Origin of the sequence: Paenibacillus sp. FSL H7-0943, assembly GCF_037963265.1 — a bacterium.
Classification (GTDB): domain Bacteria; phylum Bacillota; class Bacilli; order Paenibacillales; family Paenibacillaceae; genus Paenibacillus_AQ; species Paenibacillus_AQ odorifer.
In genome coordinates, this window is sequence record NZ_CP150148.1 from 3,152,112 (window position 1) to 3,170,788 (window position 18,677).

The following is an 18,677-nucleotide window of genomic DNA, read 5'->3' on the forward strand; positions in this document are numbered from 1 at the left end:
GGGATGATGTTGCATGAAACAACCAAGAAGTAAACATAAGTATGTGCCGATAGGGTATAAATTAATGCTGACGTATATTTTTTTCATTATTATCCCAGTATCTGTGATAGGTTTTGTCTCTCACTCTATGTACAATGATTCATTACGCGAGCATACAAGTTCGAATATTAAAGGTACGTTGTTGCAAATTCGCGATAATATTGATTATAAAATGGGGGAAGTTACCCGGATATCAACGCAATTATATAGTGATTATGATTTCTATCGGAATCTGCGAAGCTATGAAGAAGGCTGGGAGAATTATGACCGGATGTCTATGAAGGTACTTCCAAAGCTGGACGTAGCTATTCAATCAACGGGTATGAGGATTGGGATGTCGCTATTTTTAAAGAATGAATCCATTCCTGAGATCTATTCGAATTCACTAGAGGGCTATCTGGATAATAGTAGCTTCTATCATCTTTACCATATGAACCGGATTGAAGGGAAATCCTGGTATTATGATTTTCCAACCGAGAAATATGCGGAGACTATGAAATGGTGGCAGATTGAGCGCGATGTAGAAAATAATCGTATCTCGTTGCTACGTAGATTAATAGATACATATGATCCTCTTGTACCTAAGGAGATTGGCTTCCTGCGGATTAATGTAGGCATTCCAGATCTGTTCAATAGTGTGAATTATACGAAGATAGGAAAAGGAAGTATTCTAATTTTAAAAAACGAGTTCGGAAGAACGATGTACCAATCGGGAGAACTACCAGAGCACTATTCCAACGAAGCCGAACTTAATAAGGATTACCTGACGATTAGTGAAACAGTTACAGTTTCTAACCAAGCTTGGCAATTAAACGCGCTAGTTCCAATTACGATTCTTGAACAGGATGCAGTGAAGGTACGACTGTTTATTATTTTGATGTGTCTCATCTGTTGTGTAGTTTTTAGTTTTGTCGGCATATTTATATCCCGATATTTTTCAATTCGGATTAATAAGTTCGTGTACGTGCTGAATGCCTATCGGGAAGGTGATCTTCACAAGCGTATTTCCTATCGAGGCAAGGATGAATTCTCTCAGATTGCAACCGCATTAAATGATATGGGCGAAAATATCGATATGTTGATTAAAGAGGTATATTTGACGCAGCTCCAGAAGAAGGAAGCAGAGCTTGAAATTCTGCAATCACAAATCAATCCTCATTTTCTATATAATACGTTGTCATCTATTATTCAATTAGCCAAGTTTGGTCAAAATGAGAAGCTGCAGCAGATGGTGCTGGAATTAGCGAAGTTTTATCGCCTGACGCTTAATGAAGGACGAACCATGATTCCGGTCCCGACTGAAATTGAGCAGGCAAACGCTTATTTAGAAATTCAGAAAATTAAATACGGTGATCGTCTGGAAGTTATGTTTGATTTTGATACAGAAATCTGGCCTTATGAGACTATAAAGCTCATTCTTCAACCATTTATCGAGAACGTGCTGAAGCACGCCTGGTGTGGTGATCACATTCATTTACGCATTGTTGGGCGTAAAGAGGGCAATAATATTCTGTTCCGCATCATTGATGATGGAATCGGCATGAGACAGGAACGTATTGATCAAATTTTTGATCCAAAGGGTCACACGAATACAGGTTATGGGGTCCGTAATGTGGATCAACGGATTAAACTACAATATGGATCTGAGTACGGCGTAACCATTTTTAGCCGTGTTGGAATTGGCACTTCTGTTCAGATACTAATTCCTGCTAATAAGGGCAAGCGTGGCATTCGTTCGAATGTTGTACATGATGAAAAGGGGTCTTAAAGCTAGTTTTTCTAGCCTAAGACCCCTTTAATTTTAATTAGAATCCTTTATATTGAGGCTCTTCGGACTCCAATTCGGTTACCCGGTTCTCTACTTGAGTTACGATTTGTTGTGTTTGCTCGGCTGCGTTCGTGAACAAGGTTTTTGCACTCTCGTTTTGTGTTTCTAGTGCAAATTGTTCAAGACTGGCTTGAGCACCTTTTAAAGAAGATAAACATGTTTTAACTTGTGAGGCTACTGTCATTGAGTTTCTCTCCTCTGTGTTGGATTATTAGCATGACGAATGCTATTGTCCTCAAATGCTTCTAGCGTTATGCAGGAAAAAAATTCATACTTCTAGTAATAGATGATTTTCCATAAATAAGTAGTGAAATTCCGGATTGAATGCGCCTTTATTGACAAATAATGAGTGTTAGTAAACAAGTTTTGATTCAAAAGGAGGGTAATTGTAATGCCGGAGTGGTTAGAGGTTGTAGTTCGAACGCTCTTTGCTGTGGTTGTACTTTTCTTTTTAACAAAATTACTGGGAAAGAGACAAGTATCGCAGCTCTCGTTCTTCGAGTATATTACGGGGATAACCGTCGGCAGCTTAGCCGCTTACATTTCTTTGGATACGGATAAGTTATGGCATTTAGGGCTCATTGCACTGATTGTATGGGTGGCTTGTTCTTTAGGGATCGAATACCTTCAGATGAAGAGTAAAAAAGCAAGAGACTTTATTGATTTCAAGTCCACCGTACTAATTAAGGACGGAAAAATACTCGAAGATCATATGAAAAAAGAACGTTTAACCACAGATGAACTGCTGGAGGAATTACGCAAAAAAGACGTTTTCAATATATCGGAAGTGGAATTTGCGATTATGGAATCTGATGGAGCCATAAATGTTTTACTCAAGAGTGAATATCAGCCGGTAACTCCTAAGCAATTGGGTATAAAGGTTGCCCCGGAGAAAGAGTCGCAAGTTGTCATTATGGATGGTAAAGTGCTCGACAAACCATTAGACACCCTAAACCTGACGCGAAGCTGGCTGGATGGAGCCCTTGAGAAAATGGGTTTTACGGTTGAGAATGTTTTTCTTGGACAAGTTGATTCTTATGGTGAGCTGACTGTCGATTTGTATGCAGATAACTTTAAAGTCCCACAGCCGCAGGATAAGCCTCAATTATATGCTTTGCTGAAAAAGTGTGAAGCTGATTTAGAGATGTTCAGTTTATCAACAGATAACGAAAAAGCTAAAAAAATGTATGAACAATGTTCGGAGCAATTGCAGGCTTCACTGAAGGTTTTGAAACCGTTAATTCAAAGCTAAGGATAAAGATAAAGGCACTCTCGAGTAAGATCGAGGGTGTTTTTGTATATTAATTTAAATAAATGTAATAATATGGGCATAAAGTAGCTGTACAACTTCGAAATATTAATTATAGTTGAGATTAGGCTGGAGTTATAGATGACACAAGATTGGAGGAATGCCTTCGCTTTTTATTTACATCAGAAAACAAGGAGGAAGATGTTCACGTGAAACTAAAAAGAAGATTTTCATTCGGAATTATGGTTGCGCTTACAACTTCGCTGGTTCTAGGTAATTTGGCATGGAGTAACCCTACCGCTCAGGCAGCAAATATCTTCAGTAATGATTTTGAGAATGGAAATGCCGACAATTGGACGAGTACAACAGGAACTTGGTCTGTAGTTGAAGAAGGTGGCAATCATGTGTATTACCAATCCAGTCAAAACGAAGGACGTTCGTTCTCCGGTAGCAAAACGTGGACAGATTACAGCGTTCAAGCTGATGTGAAGATTGATAACTTCAATGGGACTAATCGAACTTATGTGTGCGGGCGCTATGTTGACGGAAATAACTATTATGCTGCATCTCTGTCTAACAGTAATGGTGGGACGCTTGAAATACGAAAAAAAGTGAATGGTTCAAGTTCAACACTGGCTAGTAAAACTGATTTTCCTATAACTACAGGGACTGCCTATACAGTTAGGCTAGAGCTTAGTGGAGATTCGCTTAAAATGTATGTTAATGATGTTTTACAGCTAAATGCACACGATAACATTTTGACAGCAGGAGGTATAGGACTTGTAGCTTATAAGACAGCAGCGAAGTTCGACAATATCAATGTCTCCGATATCACCACGGGCACTCCGACACCAACGCCTACTATAGCTCCAACAATTGCACCAACGGTAGCTCCTACGGCTACTCCAACAGCAAGCGCAACCCCCACTGCGACAGTAGCTCCAACCGTCACACCAACAGCAACACCAGTTGCAGGCTCTATTTATGTAGCTCCAAATGGTCTGGACAGCAACGCAGGAACAATTGGTAGTCCAACCACACTGGCCTCAGCGATTACGAAGGTAGCCCCCGGGGAAACCATCTATATGCGTGGAGGGGTTTACACGTATTCTTCAACAATAATTGTTGGACAAGATAATAGCGGAAGCTCTAACTTACGAAAGAACATCACTGCATATGGGACTGAGAAGCCTATATTGGATTTTTACGCTCAGCCATTTGACCCAGCTCAACGTGGTTTGCAGATATATGGTAACTACTGGAAGGTAAAAGGATTAGAGATAAGAGGCTCAGGAGACAATGGGATCTTTATTGGCGGGAACTATAACATTATTGAGAATGTTGAAACCCACCATAATCGGGATTCGGGACTGCAAATCAGCCGTTATGCTTCATCACTGACCAGCATGAGTCAATGGCCGAGCTATAATCAGATCATTGGAGTGTATTCTCATGATAATTATGATCCGGATAACGGGGAAGATGCTGATGGTTTTGCTGCTAAGCTGACCATAGGTCCTGGTAACGTATTCGATAAATGTATAGCTGCATGGAATACAGATGACGGCTGGGATCTTTACAGTAAATCAGAAACAGGCCCCATCGGAGTGGTGACGATCAAGAATAGTATCTCCTATAAGAACGGACAGACCTCAGATGGAAATTCAACGGCAAACAGTGATGGGAATGGATTCAAACTAGGTGGTGAAAAAATTGCAGTAAACCACATTGTGCTGAATAGCATAGCGTTTCAAAATAAAAAACACGGATTCACTTACAATAGTAATCCAGGTTCCATTCAGTTAACAAATAATACTTCTTGGAGTAACGGACAGAGTAACTTTGCTTTTGACGCCGGTACTCACCAATTTACGAACAACTTGTCTTTTGCTGGAGGATCGAGTGACAAAACAAGTGGAACCGATATTCTAAGTACTAATGTGTGGTGGAAAAGTAATGCAAGTACCAATACCAAGGGTTTGGTGGCCAGTGCCGCTGATTTTGTAAGTCTTACACCTTCAGTGGTGCGAAATGCAGATGGTTCTTTTAGTCTGGGCAGTTTCCTCAAATTAACTGGGGGTAGCGATCTAATCGGAACTGGAACACCTAGCGGAACTAATATTGGTGCAACTTTTCCGTGATTTGAAAGCTAGGGGTTTGAGCTCCTTATTTAATTGACTCTGTAGGATTAGATAGGTCATTTTATTCGATATTTTGATGGGCATGAGTCCGGTACTATACCGGATTTGTGCCTATTTGGTTTGTTTTAAGTATAAACCTTCCATCACGTTGGCAAACTAAGCCAGATTAACAAGTCACAATTTTGGAGGTAGTCTGCAGATGTCTGGAATTATTGAAACAATAAAAGAACAACTGGAAGGATCTAGTGATGCAGTTTTTCAAAACATTCGCCTTCATGGGCATTCCTGTGACTTGATCTATATCCCATTCATCGTAAATTCCCTGAGTCTTCATAAAGATATTGCATTGCCGCTAAAAAATGAAGCAAATTCAGAGCACAAATGGCCGGATTTTTTAGAACGACTGGATCGAGGAGCTGTTTTTCCCATCCCGTATCTTAAGGAGTTTGACATAAACAAGGCTGTGGATTTGATTGTCGCTGGAAAAGTAGTGCTTTATTTTGAAGAGCTTCCTTATGTTTATTATTTTGAGATCACGCAATATCAGAAAAGATCGGTTACGGAATCACAAAATGAACTTGTGGTGATTGGACCACAAGAAGCATTTATTGAAGATATTGAAACAAATCTGTCCCTGCTCCGACACAAAATTAAACATCCGGATCTAAAGACTATTCATTATACGATTGGTAAATATACCAAAACTGATGTGTATGTTGTATATATTGAAGGACTTTATAAAAAAGAAGTTCTTGCTGAAATTGAAAAGCAACTAAATGAAATAGATATTGATGGCATATTGGGCATTAGTTATATATCGGAACAATTACGGAAAGGGAACTTGACACCATTTCCGGTATTTCAATATACAGAACGCCCCGACTCGGTGGCAGCTTCTTTAATGGAAGGCCGGATCGGAATATTACAGGATGGCACACCCACTGCAATGATTGCACCTACCTCTTTTTTTACAATGCTACAATCCTCTGAGGATTATTATCAAAGCTTCTATGCCGCAAGCTGGATTCGAATCGTTCGATTTGTGTTCTCCATCATATCGATGATTCTTCCATCGCTTTATGTTGCGATTACAACCTTTCATCCTCAGATCATTCCCTCAAACCTGTTAATTACGATAGCATCTGCCAGAGAGAACATTCCTTTCTCAGCATTGACTGAGGCTTTGATTATGGAGCTTACCTTCGAAGCCCTTAGAGAAGCTGGAACCCGAATACCAAAGCCTGTAGGCCAGACCGTTTCAATTATTGGCGGTATAGTCATCGGTCAGGCTGCGGTGCAAGCGGGAATTGTATCCGCTCCTATGGTTATTGTTGTTTCCATTACCGGTATTGCCACCTACATTATTCCCCATTATGAGCTCGGTCTGACTTTTCGCTTACTTCGTTTCCCTTTATTGATTATGGGGGGAACAATGGGATTGCTCGGGGTATATATTACAGCTTTTTTGATTTACGGGCATTTAGCTAATCTTAGACCGTTAGGCTCACCATATTTACAACCCGTTGCCCCTTTGGTGTTAGAAGATTGGAAGGACACATTATCTCGCTTTCCCTCTAACTATATGAAGAAACGCAGCAAACTTTATAGCAACAGGAATCTAAGGAGACAGAATCAAAAATGAGAACTCTAAAGATAGGAGTTGTTATACTTCTACTCCTAAATTTAACAGGCTGTTGGTCTTCAAAGGTGGAACTGGACGAATTAACCTTTGTGTACGGCTTATTTATAGATGTAGGCAAAGAAGCAGGCACCGTTGAAATTACGATTAACTCTCCTTTGCCCAATCGTCTCAACTCGGGAAGCCAGCCCTCAAGTGGTGGCGGTGATGGGAATAGTTATTCTACAGTTTCTAAGACCGCAGATACGATCGCAGACGCCATGTTACTAGTTCAGAAAGATCTGACACGTCAACTTAGTCTTTCCCAATTGAAAATAATTGTCTTAGGGAAAGCTTATGCAGAACAAGGGATTGGTGAACTCCTATTATGGATTAGAAGAGAGCCAAGTCTCCCCCTTGGAACCTATGTCATGGCTAGTCCCGGCAGTGCAAAAGAGATGAATACATTAACACCTATCTATGAACAATTGCCTTCTGATGTACTGAGGAGCTTTGGAACAGAAAAATACATGTTTTCGACTACAATTAAGGACTGCATATTCGCTGAGGCTTCGGGCGTTGGATTTGCTATAAATAATCTTTCATTTGGCAAAAAAGAAGAAACTACAAAAGAAGGCAAACCACAATATTGGGCAGGCATTCAAGGAGCTATGTTGTTTCAGAATGAGAAAATGAAGGGAATACTAAAGCTTAAAGAGGGGAGGGCATTGGCATGGGCCGCAGGCAAGCTTAAGCTGTCGGTTTATTCTGTTACCTGGGATGGTGGAGAAAGTGCAGCAAGTGTTGTATTTGTTAGCACCAAATCTTCGAAAAAAGTAAAAATAACGGATAAGGGTCCAGTTTTTACAGTGAAATTAAAGGGAAAAGCTAGTGTGATTTATTTAAGGGATCCTAAGAAAAGAAATCTAGAAGAGATCAGTAATATCATTACAGAGAAACTAAGCGATAAAGTAACTGCTAATCTGACCGAAGCTATACATTTATCCCAAAAAGCAGGTGCGGATGTTCTACAGCTGGGCATGTTGCTGGAATGGAATGATCCGAAACTTTGGAAGCAATTAAGAGAACGTTGGGATAATTACTACGCTCATGAGGCAGATATTAAGGTGAAGACGGACTTTCGGATTGTGGATTTTGGAACAGCAAAATAAAGAACTGAGGAAGGAGAAGTTATGCGTACAACAAAGTGGCAGCTGTTCCGGTTTATCACCATTTTTTTTAGCTCACAAACCACCATTTTTTTGATACCAGCTATTATTGCTACTTCCTCTTATCAAGGCTGGATTGCATTAATCGTTGGCTCCTTATTAGGATTGATATTATTGTGGTTTACAATCTATGTTGGTAAGCTGCGACCTAATCAAGCTTGGGTTCACTTTGGAAAAGAGATCATTGGCAAATGGCCACATAAATTTATGATTCTGCTCCTACTATGCTGGTGTGTTTATTATGTTTCTTTCGATATAGAGAATTTCGTACTATTTTTCGGCTCGAATTATTTAAGAGGAACTCCACCTCTATTTATCCAGTGTGTCGTTGGTCTCGTAATCATGTACACGGCAAGTCTAGGATTTGCAACAATTACATATATGGCCGATGGATTATTTATTATTTTCTTTATTACCGTGATCATTTTATTTAATTTATTCCTTCCAAACGCGGACTTTAATATGGTACCTGCTTTCTTTCATTATCATGATCCTGGAATCGCCCTGAAAGATTCTATTGTGGTCATGTCATGGTTTGGAGAATGGATTGTCCTTTTGTTCATTGCACCTGATTTAAAAATTGAAGCGAAAATGATGAAAAGATTAGTATTTGCGCAGTTCTATGTTTCAATTACGGTCTTAATAGGATGGTTATTGACAATGATGAGTTTTGGTCCACATTTAGGCCAGCAACTCCAATATCCTTTTCTTGAGATGGTGCGTAGTTCGAAAGAAGATAATTTATTAGGTAATACAGACCCGCTTTTGATTGGAATATGGTCGTCTTCGATGTTTATTCACAGCGCTTTCCTTATCTATATAGCTTCAAAATGTGTAGCAAGTTTGTTTAATACTAACAGTAAAAAAATTTACGTTCCCCTTTTAACACTGGCTTCAGTGACAATAGCGTACTTATATTCACGCGACGTCGGCAGATATTACGAACACTACAAAAGCTTTGCCATTGTGATCATTTGGCTAATCGTTGAAAGCATACCCATTTATTACGGGATTGTAGCTTTCTTTCGATATCGGCATAAGACGGCGAAATGAAAATCGAATGGAAGACGGGTGCTGTCTAATTATGGGCAGTGCCTTTTTTTGTGAATTATAAATCGGGTACGCTTTCTGTTATGATTAAAGCACTTATTACATAATTATCCTCAGATTGGATGGTGTATTCACATGAATCTTCAAGAAGTAGCTGAACTTATCAAATCTATTAGGGCCAATCTTGCCAAAGTCATTGTAGGAAAAGAGGAGGGAGTAGACCTGCTGCTGACCGCATTACTTGCGAATGGACATGTCTTGCTGGAAGATGTACCTGGTACGGGTAAAACCTTGCTGGCAAAGGTGCTTGCCAAATCATTGGATTGTTCATTTAAGCGCATACAATTTACGCCGGATTTATTGCCTTCCGATTTAAGCGGGATCAACTATTACAATCAGAAGACGGGAGAGTTTCAGTTCAGACCAGGTCCGGTATTTGCCAATATACTGCTGGCTGACGAAATTAATCGTGCAACACCTAGAACCCAATCCAGCCTACTCGAGTGTATGGAGGAACGGCAAATTACTATCGATGGGGTAACGCACGGATTAGAAGCACCGTTTCTTGTCATTGCTACTCAGAATCCGATAGACAACCAAGGGACCTTCCCACTGCCTGAGGCTCAATTAGATCGATTTTTGATGCGGATTACTACGGGTTATCCTACCTTTGATGAAGGGATACATATTTTGCAGCGTTTTCGTGAGAATAATCCGCTCGAAGAGTCTTTTCCTGTAGCAACGGCACAAGATATTCAAGCCGCACAGCGTTTAGCCGCATCGGTAAGTATCAGTGATGATTTATTAGGTTATATCGTACGGATAACGGAAGCTACACGCAAATCTACGGCAGTAAAACTGGGTGCGAGTCCACGTGCTAGTGGCGCGTTGCTTAGATCAGCTCAGGGATATGCACTTATTCAAGGCAGATCCTATGTAACACCGGATGATATCAAAGCCGTGGCTGTTTCCGTGCTTGCACATCGTCTGCTGCTTCATCGGGGATTAGGCTCAAGAGAGGGACAAGCCGCGGATATTGTATTGCAAGTGCTTCGTGAAGTTGAGGTGCCTGCTGAACCCGTGACGTCCTTAAGAGGCGGAAAGGTGGAATGACCTATGGCTTTGCCTTGGTTCATTTTCATTACAGTGGCGTTGGTGTTACTTCTTGCTGACATTTATAAACGGAATGGTCTGAAAGCGCTTAGTTATTCTCGCTATTTTTCACATAAAACTGCTTATGAAGGAGAACGTATTGAGATGATCGAGGAGATCATTAATGCGAAGCTTCTTCCTTTGCCGTGGCTCCGATTGGAGTCTAGTATTGCGAGAGGTCTGGAATTTGGAAGTCAGGATAATCTTGGGATTAGTACAGGAGAAATCTCTCAGAATCATATTAGTTTATTCTATTTAAAATCTTATCGTCATATTAAAAGACGGCACCAAGTGACATGTGAACGTCGTGGTTTATATCGTTTAGAATCCGTGACTATGACAACGGGAGATCCATTTGGTTTGACTCGAAAAAACAAAACATATCCACTCGAGTTAGAGTTGTTGATCTATCCCGTTCTGCTGAATCTAGACGAGCTTCCATTGCCCATTCATAGCTGGCTGGGTGAGCTTCCTGTGAAAAGATGGATCGTTGAAGACCCTTTTCTGACTGCTGGCATTCGTGAATATAGCTCAGGAGATTCTATGGGATTGGTAAACTGGAAGGCTACAGCACGTACTGGTGTTATGCAGGTTCATAAAAAAGATTACACGGCTGATTCCCGGCTCGTCATCTGTCTGAATATAGAGGACAGTGATTCCATGTGGAGAACGGTGACTGATGTGGAACGAATCGAGCAAGGAATAAGATATGCAGCGACTATAGCTGAATACGCAATGCAGCATGGAATTGAGACCGGATTAATCTGTAATGGCAGATTGGACGATGCTGGCGAAAGAGATCCAATTGAAGCAGAGCCGATGGCTCAGCTCGAAGATATGTTAGAGCTCCTGGCAAGGCTGAAGCTGGATAGAACACTTCCTATGAGTCGACTATTGGAATTGCAGGTTGAGAGTGGAATTAGTGACACAGATTTTCTAATCATAAGCTGCCATAGGGGAGCAGAATTGCAAAAGGCGACGGATCTCCTAATGCAGCAAGGCAATGGTGTGGAATGGCTGGATATTCCGGAACAAGGGAGAGAGAGCGCATGAAGCTTACGTTGTCTGGCTATGTAAGGGAAACAGTGAAACTCTGGTTGTGGTCTATTATTGAATTGTTGCTATTTCTACCGGTTTGGGTTCTATTTCAGATTTATTTGTTGCCCCAACAAGATGAACAAATATGGTTGATTGCGCTGCCTATACTAGCTTTAGCAGGCATTCTTTTGCGCAATTTTTGCAATGTAAGATGGAAGCAATTACTTGCCGCCTTAATCCTCGGGGCATTATTAGGTGTGGCTTCAGGGAGTTTATCCATCGAAAGCCTTCCCTTAGGTGTGGCTGGAATTATATGTACATTCTTAGGGATGACGGTAGACTCTAGAAATAATAGATTCAGAATGTTTTGGATAGGTATAATAATCTATTTTGTGGCAACTATAGCGTTTCATAGAGTTCCTGAATTGGAGCCAAGTGTGCCGTTATTGACCTGGTGTGGCAGTCTGTATTTAATACTGACTTTACTTATTTCTAATAGCAGCTATATACGATACAGCGCACTTACTGAAGAGAATGAAACGCTGCCCAAAGGGATACAACGGAATAATCGTATATATGTCATTGTGATTGGAGTTATTGCAGCTGTACTAGCGGCAGGTGTCGGTAAAGCTATAGGATCATTGGTATGGAGACTCTTACGCTCATTTTTCAATTTTATTAATCAGTTATTTTCTGGCACAAAAGAACCAGAGCCTCCGCCAGCAGAATTGCCGCCAGCAACTCCGATGTTACCACCAATTGGCGAGCAAAAGCGTGGCTGGCTAGCTATTATACTAGAATACGGGTTTTATATTTTGGCGGCGGTATTATTGGGATTTGTAGCCTATTATGCACTTCGCTGGTTGTACAGAAATGCTGGAGAAAAGTGGCGGAAAGTCATAGATGCATTGTTATCGATGTTACGTAGGGAACATACCCCTAAGAATAATACAGCATATCTAGACGAGGAGAAAAGCGTCTTTACTTGGGAACAAACCGTTCGAGGGTTAAAGGATTTCTGGAGCTCTCGTCTTCCTTCAAAACATCGTAAGGATCGCTGGGATCAGATGAATGGCGAGCAGGAACGTGTCCGTTGGCTTTATCGGCGGTGGCTTAATATAAAGCGCGATAACGGTTATGAAATGAAAAGTTATCTTACGCCGCAGGAAACAAAAAGGGATGTTTTGCTATGGGGAGATCGTAGCAAGCATAAACGTAAGGGGGATGATGATTCTTTAGCAGCAGATCAATTGATTGAAATATATGAAAAAGTTAGATACGGAGAAGACGAGCCTGCCGCTTCTGATATTGCAGCTTTGAAAAATCAACTGAAATTATAGAATCATTTTCAGAATATATGCAAATTGGAACAAATAGGTTACAAAAGACCTGTAAGAGTTACAACATGGATACAATTGGATCTGTGCTAACCACTATAATAATTCTAGTAAAATACTCGTGGAGGGAAGTCAATGAGAAAGCATAGCAGTACATATGTTGTTTTACTCTTAAGCACCTTTGTCATAAGCCAGTTGACAGGGCATACCGCTTCGGCTGCCGCAGTTAGTTCTGTTCAGCCAAAATCGGCGGTAGCTGCTGCAACTGTAACAGCTCCTAGTAATCTGGGTTCCGTTTCTTTAGGAGCTAATATCAAAGCTACACTGGAAGATGTGAATATTTGGTCACAGCCTGGAGGCAATATTTTAACTTATACAATTAACTATTCGAATGGCAGCAGCAAAAGTGCTAGCCTACTGTATTATTTTTCGAGAGTTATGACCTCTGGCGGCTCTGTTATTCCAGGGAATCCACTAAGTGCGGACGCTACTAAGAAAAAAGTGGGTTCTAACGAAAGCTTGCGCGTTACATATTATGTTAATGTTGGCCAGGTAAATTCGTTAAAAGGTATCAAGATTCCAATGTACGTTTGGGATTCCAAAACCAAGGGGTATCTCAAGCAAGTAGGAACTTTTAATATACCCGCCAACTATTCGCCAACCGCTGTAAACGGAAAAAATGTAAGCACTACAATGAATGACATTCCGGTTATTGCTAAAAGTGAATCCTTGGAGCTCTACAAATACAGCGGAAAGGTTTATGCCAAGGTGGGCATAAGCTTGACCAATAAAGGCAGCAAAGTATTAAGTGATCCTGGTTACGCAGCATATTTGGTCTCGGCAGGGGGAAGCTCGTATGAATTAGCCCTTGACCGTTCTCAGCTTAGTTATAAAATTCAGCCCCAAGAGAAAAAGACCATTTATTATCTTACAGAAATTCCTTCGTATATGAAGACGGAGAATATGAAACTGCAATTCACCCAAAAGGATGAGGCGCTGAAGCTGGAGATTGCCAAATCCTCGTACAAGCTGCCTGCGGCTACTACACCAAATCTGGTAGTTGGCAAAGGTGTAATCAAGAAAATTACCATCAATAACAATACGGTTGAAACCCAATTAAATAACGCAACCGTATACGCAGAGAACAACAAGGGATTCTGGACTTTTCAGCTGCGAGTGAAGAATACAGGGAAGTCAGCCGTTACGTTACCTTCTTATGAGCTTGCCGTCAAATCCTCAACTGGGACAACCTTTCCGATCAATTCTAAGGGCTTGAGCGGATTAACCATAAAACCGCTGGAGGAAAAAATCATCCCGCTTACCGCACAGGTACCCCTTGAGGTAGAACAGAATTCACTGCAATTGCAGATGATTGAGGCTGTTTCTGCTCCAGATAATAGTGAAACGGGAACTACTGGAGAAGGTGCAGCAACTGGAAGCACTGGTGGAACCAATGTCGCTACGAGCAACACAGCTAAACTAACGGTTCCGGTTGCTTACTTTACGATCTCCTATACCTTGCGTCCTGAGATACAAAAAGGTATGGAATATAGAGCAACAAATGAATATGGGACGTTTACTTATAGTTTAGTTTCCTTGCAGCGTTTTCCATGGAAAGACGATGATATCGTTGTTGCCAGATTAAATATTACGAATACCCAATCGGTTGCCTTGTCACTGCCGGAATTAAAGGGAGCTGTTCAGGTAGACAATGAGGACATGACATCTTCAACGGAATTGTTTATGGATAAGGAAACTTCAACGATTGGGCCCGGTAAAAACGCTGAAATCTATGTGTTTGCCAAAATTCCTTATACACAAGAGTTCGATAAATTAAAATTAAATCTTTATTCTATGGTAAAAGAAGAGAAAAGCTCGTTCCTGTCAGTTACTACGAACAGCATGATGAACGCTGTAGCCTCTATTGAAACTGGAGGAAGTTATGTTATCTCTGGTAAAGGCAAGAACGCTAAAGTGCAAGAGAACAAAACCATTATTTATGAAGGACTTAACTCCAATCTCGTATACACAGAGCTGCTTCTGAGCAGTGAAGAGAAAAGACAAAGCAAAATGGCTCGTCTCCAAGCTTATTACAAAACGGGAGATGGTCAGCTATTCGAAGCTACAGCCAATCAGCCGGATACGTCTGCTACTCCAGGCGGTAAGCAATTAATCACCTTTTGGGCTAAGGTTCCCAAGGCTGTTAATGCTTCTGATGTAAGCCTGTTCCTTGGGCCAGGGATTACTGGAAATAAGCTGACGGAACCCGGTCAGGAATCCACTGGATTTATTAATATGGCTTCACTGTCATTAAATCCGGTCATCACACCACCAGAGAAGAACTTGACGAGGGTGGCTATTTATCCGTATACCATGTCCGTTCTAAGTTCGGAAGGGCGCTCACTACAAGGCAGTGACTCTATAAATATAGTTATGAATTACAATCTTCTTCGTGACAGCAGCTATGATATGGGAACCTTCACGCATAAGCTGGTCCTCAAAATGACGGATCCATATGGTCTATCTCAGGAACGAAGCTTGAACATTGGCACCGATATTCTTGAAGGGACCAACAACTCGTATACAGCAAGCTTTAGCAATAATATGTATAAGAATTTGTCAGGAGGAACCTACCGGATCACGCTGTACGATGAATTCCAAGGCGAACGGATCGAGTTGGCTAGTCAAGCTTATAACATCAAGATTGATAGAGCAGTTGTAACTGAGAAATAGCATTTCATATCTATTATTGTACGAAGAGGAGCAGCTCCAATGTTGCGAGTGGAAAATGTAACGCATTCTTATAAAAACGGTAATGAAACTACAGCAGTGCTTCATCAAATTGACTTTTCTGTGAAAGAGGGGGAGATGGTAGCACTGCTGGGGAGCTCGGGTTCCGGTAAGTCAACGATGCTCAATCTGATGGCAGGACTAATGAAACCTACGGAAGGCCATATTTATATTGCCGATCAAGATATCGTGAAGATGAGTGAGAATAAGCTATCGGAATTTCGCAGAAAAAATATCGGGTTTATCTTTCAAGCTTATGAGCTGATTACTAGCATGACAGTCCGTGAAAATGTAGAGCTGCCGCTGGTTTTTCAATCCGTTGCACCCTCTATACGTAAACAAAAAGCTTTAGAATTGTTGGAAGGAGTCGGCATTCCTGATAAAGCCGACTTGTTCCCTTCCCAGCTGTCTGGCGGACAGCAGCAGCGTGTTAGTATTGCACGCTCCTTGATTACGGAACCATCTGTTATCTTTGCAGATGAACCAACCGGAAACCTAGATTCGAAGACAGAAGAAGAAATTATCAATATCCTGCTTAACCTGAACAAGAAGATGAAGACCACCTTCATAGTTGTAACTCACGAGCTAAAAGTCGCGGAGCAAATGCAGCGGATATTCACGCTTCGGGACGGATATATGATTACTGAAAACCAAACTTCTTCGAATACTGAACTCGAAGGGGGTATACTCATTGAGGATTAGTGATATTTCCCGCTTGGCTTGGGAACAGGTCAAACGGCGGAAAGTTGTCACAGGTCTTTGTATGGCTGGCATATCCATTGGATGTGCTGCAATCATAGTTGCATTAAGTATAGGAGACTCCGCACAGAGCTACACGGAGCGGGAAATCAACCGCAATTTCAAAATGGATGAAATTACGGTGTCTCCCAACGGAGGTATACCCTCCCAAGGAGGAGGCAACGGTGGCAGCGGATCGTCTGCGGCCAATGAAAAGCTTGATCCCGGCAGGCTGACAGCACAAAAGCTGGAGATTATTAAAGGCTTGCGGCATGTAACTGCAGCAGCTCCCTTTCAAGAGCTAGGGTACATACAGATGTTGACTATCGATAATAAAATAACAGATGTACAGCTTATTGGAACGGATCTACGCTTGTTAACGAAATATGATAAGAAATTCAAACAAGGCGGAGCTTCTGATTTGGTAGGAATGGCTGTACTGAACTATGGTGCAACCGTTGGACTGATTGATAACGAAACTCGGCAGCGTCTTTTTGAACAACTGAGTACAGATCCATATAACAATAAGTTGATGGAACAGTACAACAGCTTAAGCATGCTTCCAACAGATATGTACAAGCAGCAGGTTCAATTACAGTCTTTTGATCCCGCCTCTCAAACTGGAGGGATGTTGGTTAGCTCACCGATTCAAGTGGTGGGAATCCTCGACAACCCGAGTGGAACGAACGAGAACATGGCTATGTACGACAAGAAGATCTATGTGTCACTAGAGACTGGCGAGCGGCTTGTAGAACAAATGAAGCTATCGAGTGGAACCGCTGGGCAAAAGGGTGTCTATAACTCAGCGATTGTAAAGGTAGACAGCACTGAGAATATCGTGGAACTGGAGAAGCTTATTCAGAAACTTACTCTAACAACAAGCACGAATTTGTATCAAAAAGAGGCACTCGCTGATACCTTCAGCATGGTCAAGAAAGCAGCTCTCGGTATAGGTGTATTTATTCTGATTATTGCTTCGATCTCCATTATCGTTGCGATGACTATGTCCACTCATCAACGACGACGGCAGATCGGTATTATGAAAGTGTTGGGCGCCAATATGGGCCAGATCCGCAATATGTTCATTACAGAAGCGGCATTGCTCGGGATGTTGGGCGGATTGCTCGGCATAGCCTTTTCATACTTGATTGTATTAGGAATTAATAAGCTCATCGGTAACTCTTCAGGAATGGGTGGAGGCGAGCCTTTGGTGATTTATATTCCTCTGATGACTCTTCCGGTAGGGATCGCATTTGCGGTAATGACAGGGGTATTATCGGGTATTTATCCGGCGATCAGTGCATCCAGAACGAATGCACTCACGGCGATTAAACGGGATTAGCTATTTTTAAGTTGAAAGGAAGCCAAAGTGATGAAGAGGAGAATCAAGTGGATTGTATTGGTACTGATTATAATTGCAGCAGGTTATTTTCTATATAGTAAGATGTATAAGCCTGAAGCGCAGTTAGAGCCTGTTGAACCCCCACAAGCCATAACTTTTGAGGTCACACAGGAGACCATTACCAATTCCATACAGGTTAAAGGTAATTCTAATTATGAGAAAGAAACGCTTGTTTATGCTCCATATGCTTCAAAGGTGACAAAGTGGAAGGTTGAGAACGGTGGACAGGTCAAAAAAGGTGATTTACTGTTTACTCTCGATCAGGAAGCCTTGAAGAATGAGATTGCTACACAAGAGGCGACCATCCGTAAAGCAAAGCTGGAAGCAGAGCTGAATGCATTTGTGAGCCAGCAAGACGAAGAGAATGCAGCCCTTGGTGCAACTGAAGCAGAACGGATTAAAGCACTCACAGCCCAAGAAGCAACACGGCTAGGGGACGAGCTTAATCAGGTCAATGCCGAAATACAAGCACGCGAATTAACAGAGAAAAAAGCCAAACTCAAAACAGCACTTTATTATGCTCCGGCAACCGGCATTTTCTTATTTGACAGTGCAAGCGAAATTCCGCAAACAGTGACAGATAATCAATATATCGGAAAAATAGTAGATATGAACAAGCTAGAATTCATTGCTCTTGTAGGTGAACAAGACGTCTTCCGTATAAAGACAGGCATGAAGGTCGACGTAAAAATGACAGCTATAAAAGATTTGAAGTTATCTGGAGAAGTTACGAAGGTAGCGAAATTTGCAAAGACAGCTTCAGGGCAGAATGCTACTGCCAGTTCGGTTCCTCAATTCGAAGTGGTTATCACGCTGCAGCCTGACGAGCATTTGATCGGTGGCTTAAGCTTAAACGGAGAAATTGAAACAGTTCGCAAAGAAAATGCCACCGTTGTATCCAGCATAGCTGTAATGCATGAAGGAGACCTCTCCTACGTTATGCTGGATAAAGGGGACGGGCAATATGAACGAAAAGACATCGAAGTGGGTCTGGAAACTACGGACAAAACAGAGGTTCTCTCTGGGTTGAAGGTTGGAGATGTTGTTGTTCTTCAGTAACAATGAC

Annotated in this window: 14 protein-coding genes; 13 read left to right on the forward strand and 1 reads right to left on the reverse strand. The window is 41.5% G+C overall.

The features are described 5' to 3' along the window. Nucleotides 1–13 precede the first annotated feature (13 nt). Nucleotides 14–1,807 (forward strand): sensor histidine kinase, encoded by a 1,794-nt coding sequence (locus tag NSQ55_RS13815; protein ID WP_339174007.1) that lies wholly within the window; start codon nucleotides 14–16, stop codon nucleotides 1,805–1,807. A gap of 37 nt (nucleotides 1,808–1,844) precedes the next feature. Here NSQ55_RS13815 and NSQ55_RS13820 read toward each other — a convergent pair whose 3' ends face one another. After that, entirely contained in the window at nucleotides 1,845–2,051 is a 207-nt protein-coding gene (locus NSQ55_RS13820; protein WP_036678243.1) for a DUF1657 domain-containing protein, read from the reverse strand. Between the two features lie 207 nt (nucleotides 2,052–2,258). On the opposite strand from NSQ55_RS13820, the gene NSQ55_RS13825 reads away from it, so the two are divergent. The 12 genes from NSQ55_RS13825 (at nucleotide 2,259) to NSQ55_RS13880 (ending at nucleotide 18,670) form a co-directional block, all read left to right on the forward strand. Then, complete coding sequence (locus NSQ55_RS13825) at nucleotides 2,259–3,119, forward strand: DUF421 domain-containing protein (RefSeq protein WP_076129318.1); 861 nt, start codon at nucleotides 2,259–2,261, stop codon at nucleotides 3,117–3,119. Nucleotides 3,120–3,979: 860 nt separating this feature from the next. Next, entirely contained in the window at nucleotides 3,980–5,257 is a 1,278-nt protein-coding gene (locus tag NSQ55_RS13830) for a right-handed parallel beta-helix repeat-containing protein (protein WP_339174513.1), read from the forward strand. Between the two features lie 199 nt (nucleotides 5,258–5,456). Then, nucleotides 5,457–6,899 (forward strand): spore germination protein, encoded by a 1,443-nt coding sequence (locus NSQ55_RS13835; protein WP_076129319.1) that lies wholly within the window; start codon nucleotides 5,457–5,459, stop codon nucleotides 6,897–6,899. Then, a complete protein-coding gene (locus tag NSQ55_RS13840) occupies nucleotides 6,896–8,047 on the forward strand; it encodes a Ger(x)C family spore germination protein (protein ID WP_076185953.1) in 1,152 nt (383 codons plus the stop codon). Before NSQ55_RS13835 ends, NSQ55_RS13840 begins: the two co-directional genes overlap by 4 nt. Before the next feature lie 21 nt (nucleotides 8,048–8,068). After that, nucleotides 8,069–9,157: a GerAB/ArcD/ProY family transporter gene (locus NSQ55_RS13845; RefSeq protein ID WP_076280720.1), complete on the forward strand. Its 1,089-nt coding sequence runs from the start codon at nucleotides 8,069–8,071 to the stop codon at nucleotides 9,155–9,157. A 132-nt stretch (nucleotides 9,158–9,289) separates the two neighbouring features. Continuing rightward, entirely contained in the window at nucleotides 9,290–10,267 is a 978-nt protein-coding gene (locus NSQ55_RS13850) for a MoxR family ATPase (RefSeq protein WP_076194299.1), read from the forward strand. Nucleotides 10,268–10,270: 3 nt separating this feature from the next. Beyond that, nucleotides 10,271–11,359 carry a DUF58 domain-containing protein gene (locus NSQ55_RS13855; RefSeq protein ID WP_076278984.1) on the forward strand — a complete coding sequence of 363 codons (1,089 nt, stop codon included), beginning with the start codon at nucleotides 10,271–10,273 and terminating at the stop codon, nucleotides 11,357–11,359. Continuing rightward, the gene (locus NSQ55_RS13860; RefSeq protein WP_076185943.1) at nucleotides 11,356–12,684 is read left to right on the forward strand and encodes a hypothetical protein; all 1,329 of its coding nucleotides are present in this window, start codon (nucleotides 11,356–11,358) and stop codon (nucleotides 12,682–12,684) included. The genes NSQ55_RS13855 and NSQ55_RS13860 overlap by 4 nt, the downstream gene beginning before the upstream one ends. Nucleotides 12,685–12,816: 132 nt before the next feature. Beyond that, entirely contained in the window at nucleotides 12,817–15,414 is a 2,598-nt protein-coding gene (locus NSQ55_RS13865) for a hypothetical protein (protein WP_339174016.1), read from the forward strand. A gap of 39 nt (nucleotides 15,415–15,453) precedes the next feature. After that, nucleotides 15,454–16,173, forward strand: coding sequence for an ABC transporter ATP-binding protein (locus tag NSQ55_RS13870; protein ID WP_076129325.1), 720 nt, complete (start codon nucleotides 15,454–15,456; stop codon nucleotides 16,171–16,173). Beyond that, nucleotides 16,163–17,551 carry an ABC transporter permease gene (locus NSQ55_RS13875; RefSeq protein WP_175619944.1) on the forward strand — a complete coding sequence of 463 codons (1,389 nt, stop codon included), beginning with the start codon at nucleotides 16,163–16,165 and terminating at the stop codon, nucleotides 17,549–17,551. The genes NSQ55_RS13870 and NSQ55_RS13875 overlap by 11 nt, the downstream gene beginning before the upstream one ends. A gap of 30 nt (nucleotides 17,552–17,581) precedes the next feature. Then, nucleotides 17,582–18,670: an efflux RND transporter periplasmic adaptor subunit gene (locus tag NSQ55_RS13880; protein ID WP_076129326.1), complete on the forward strand. Its 1,089-nt coding sequence runs from the start codon at nucleotides 17,582–17,584 to the stop codon at nucleotides 18,668–18,670. The last annotated feature ends 7 nt before the right edge of the window (nucleotides 18,671–18,677 follow it).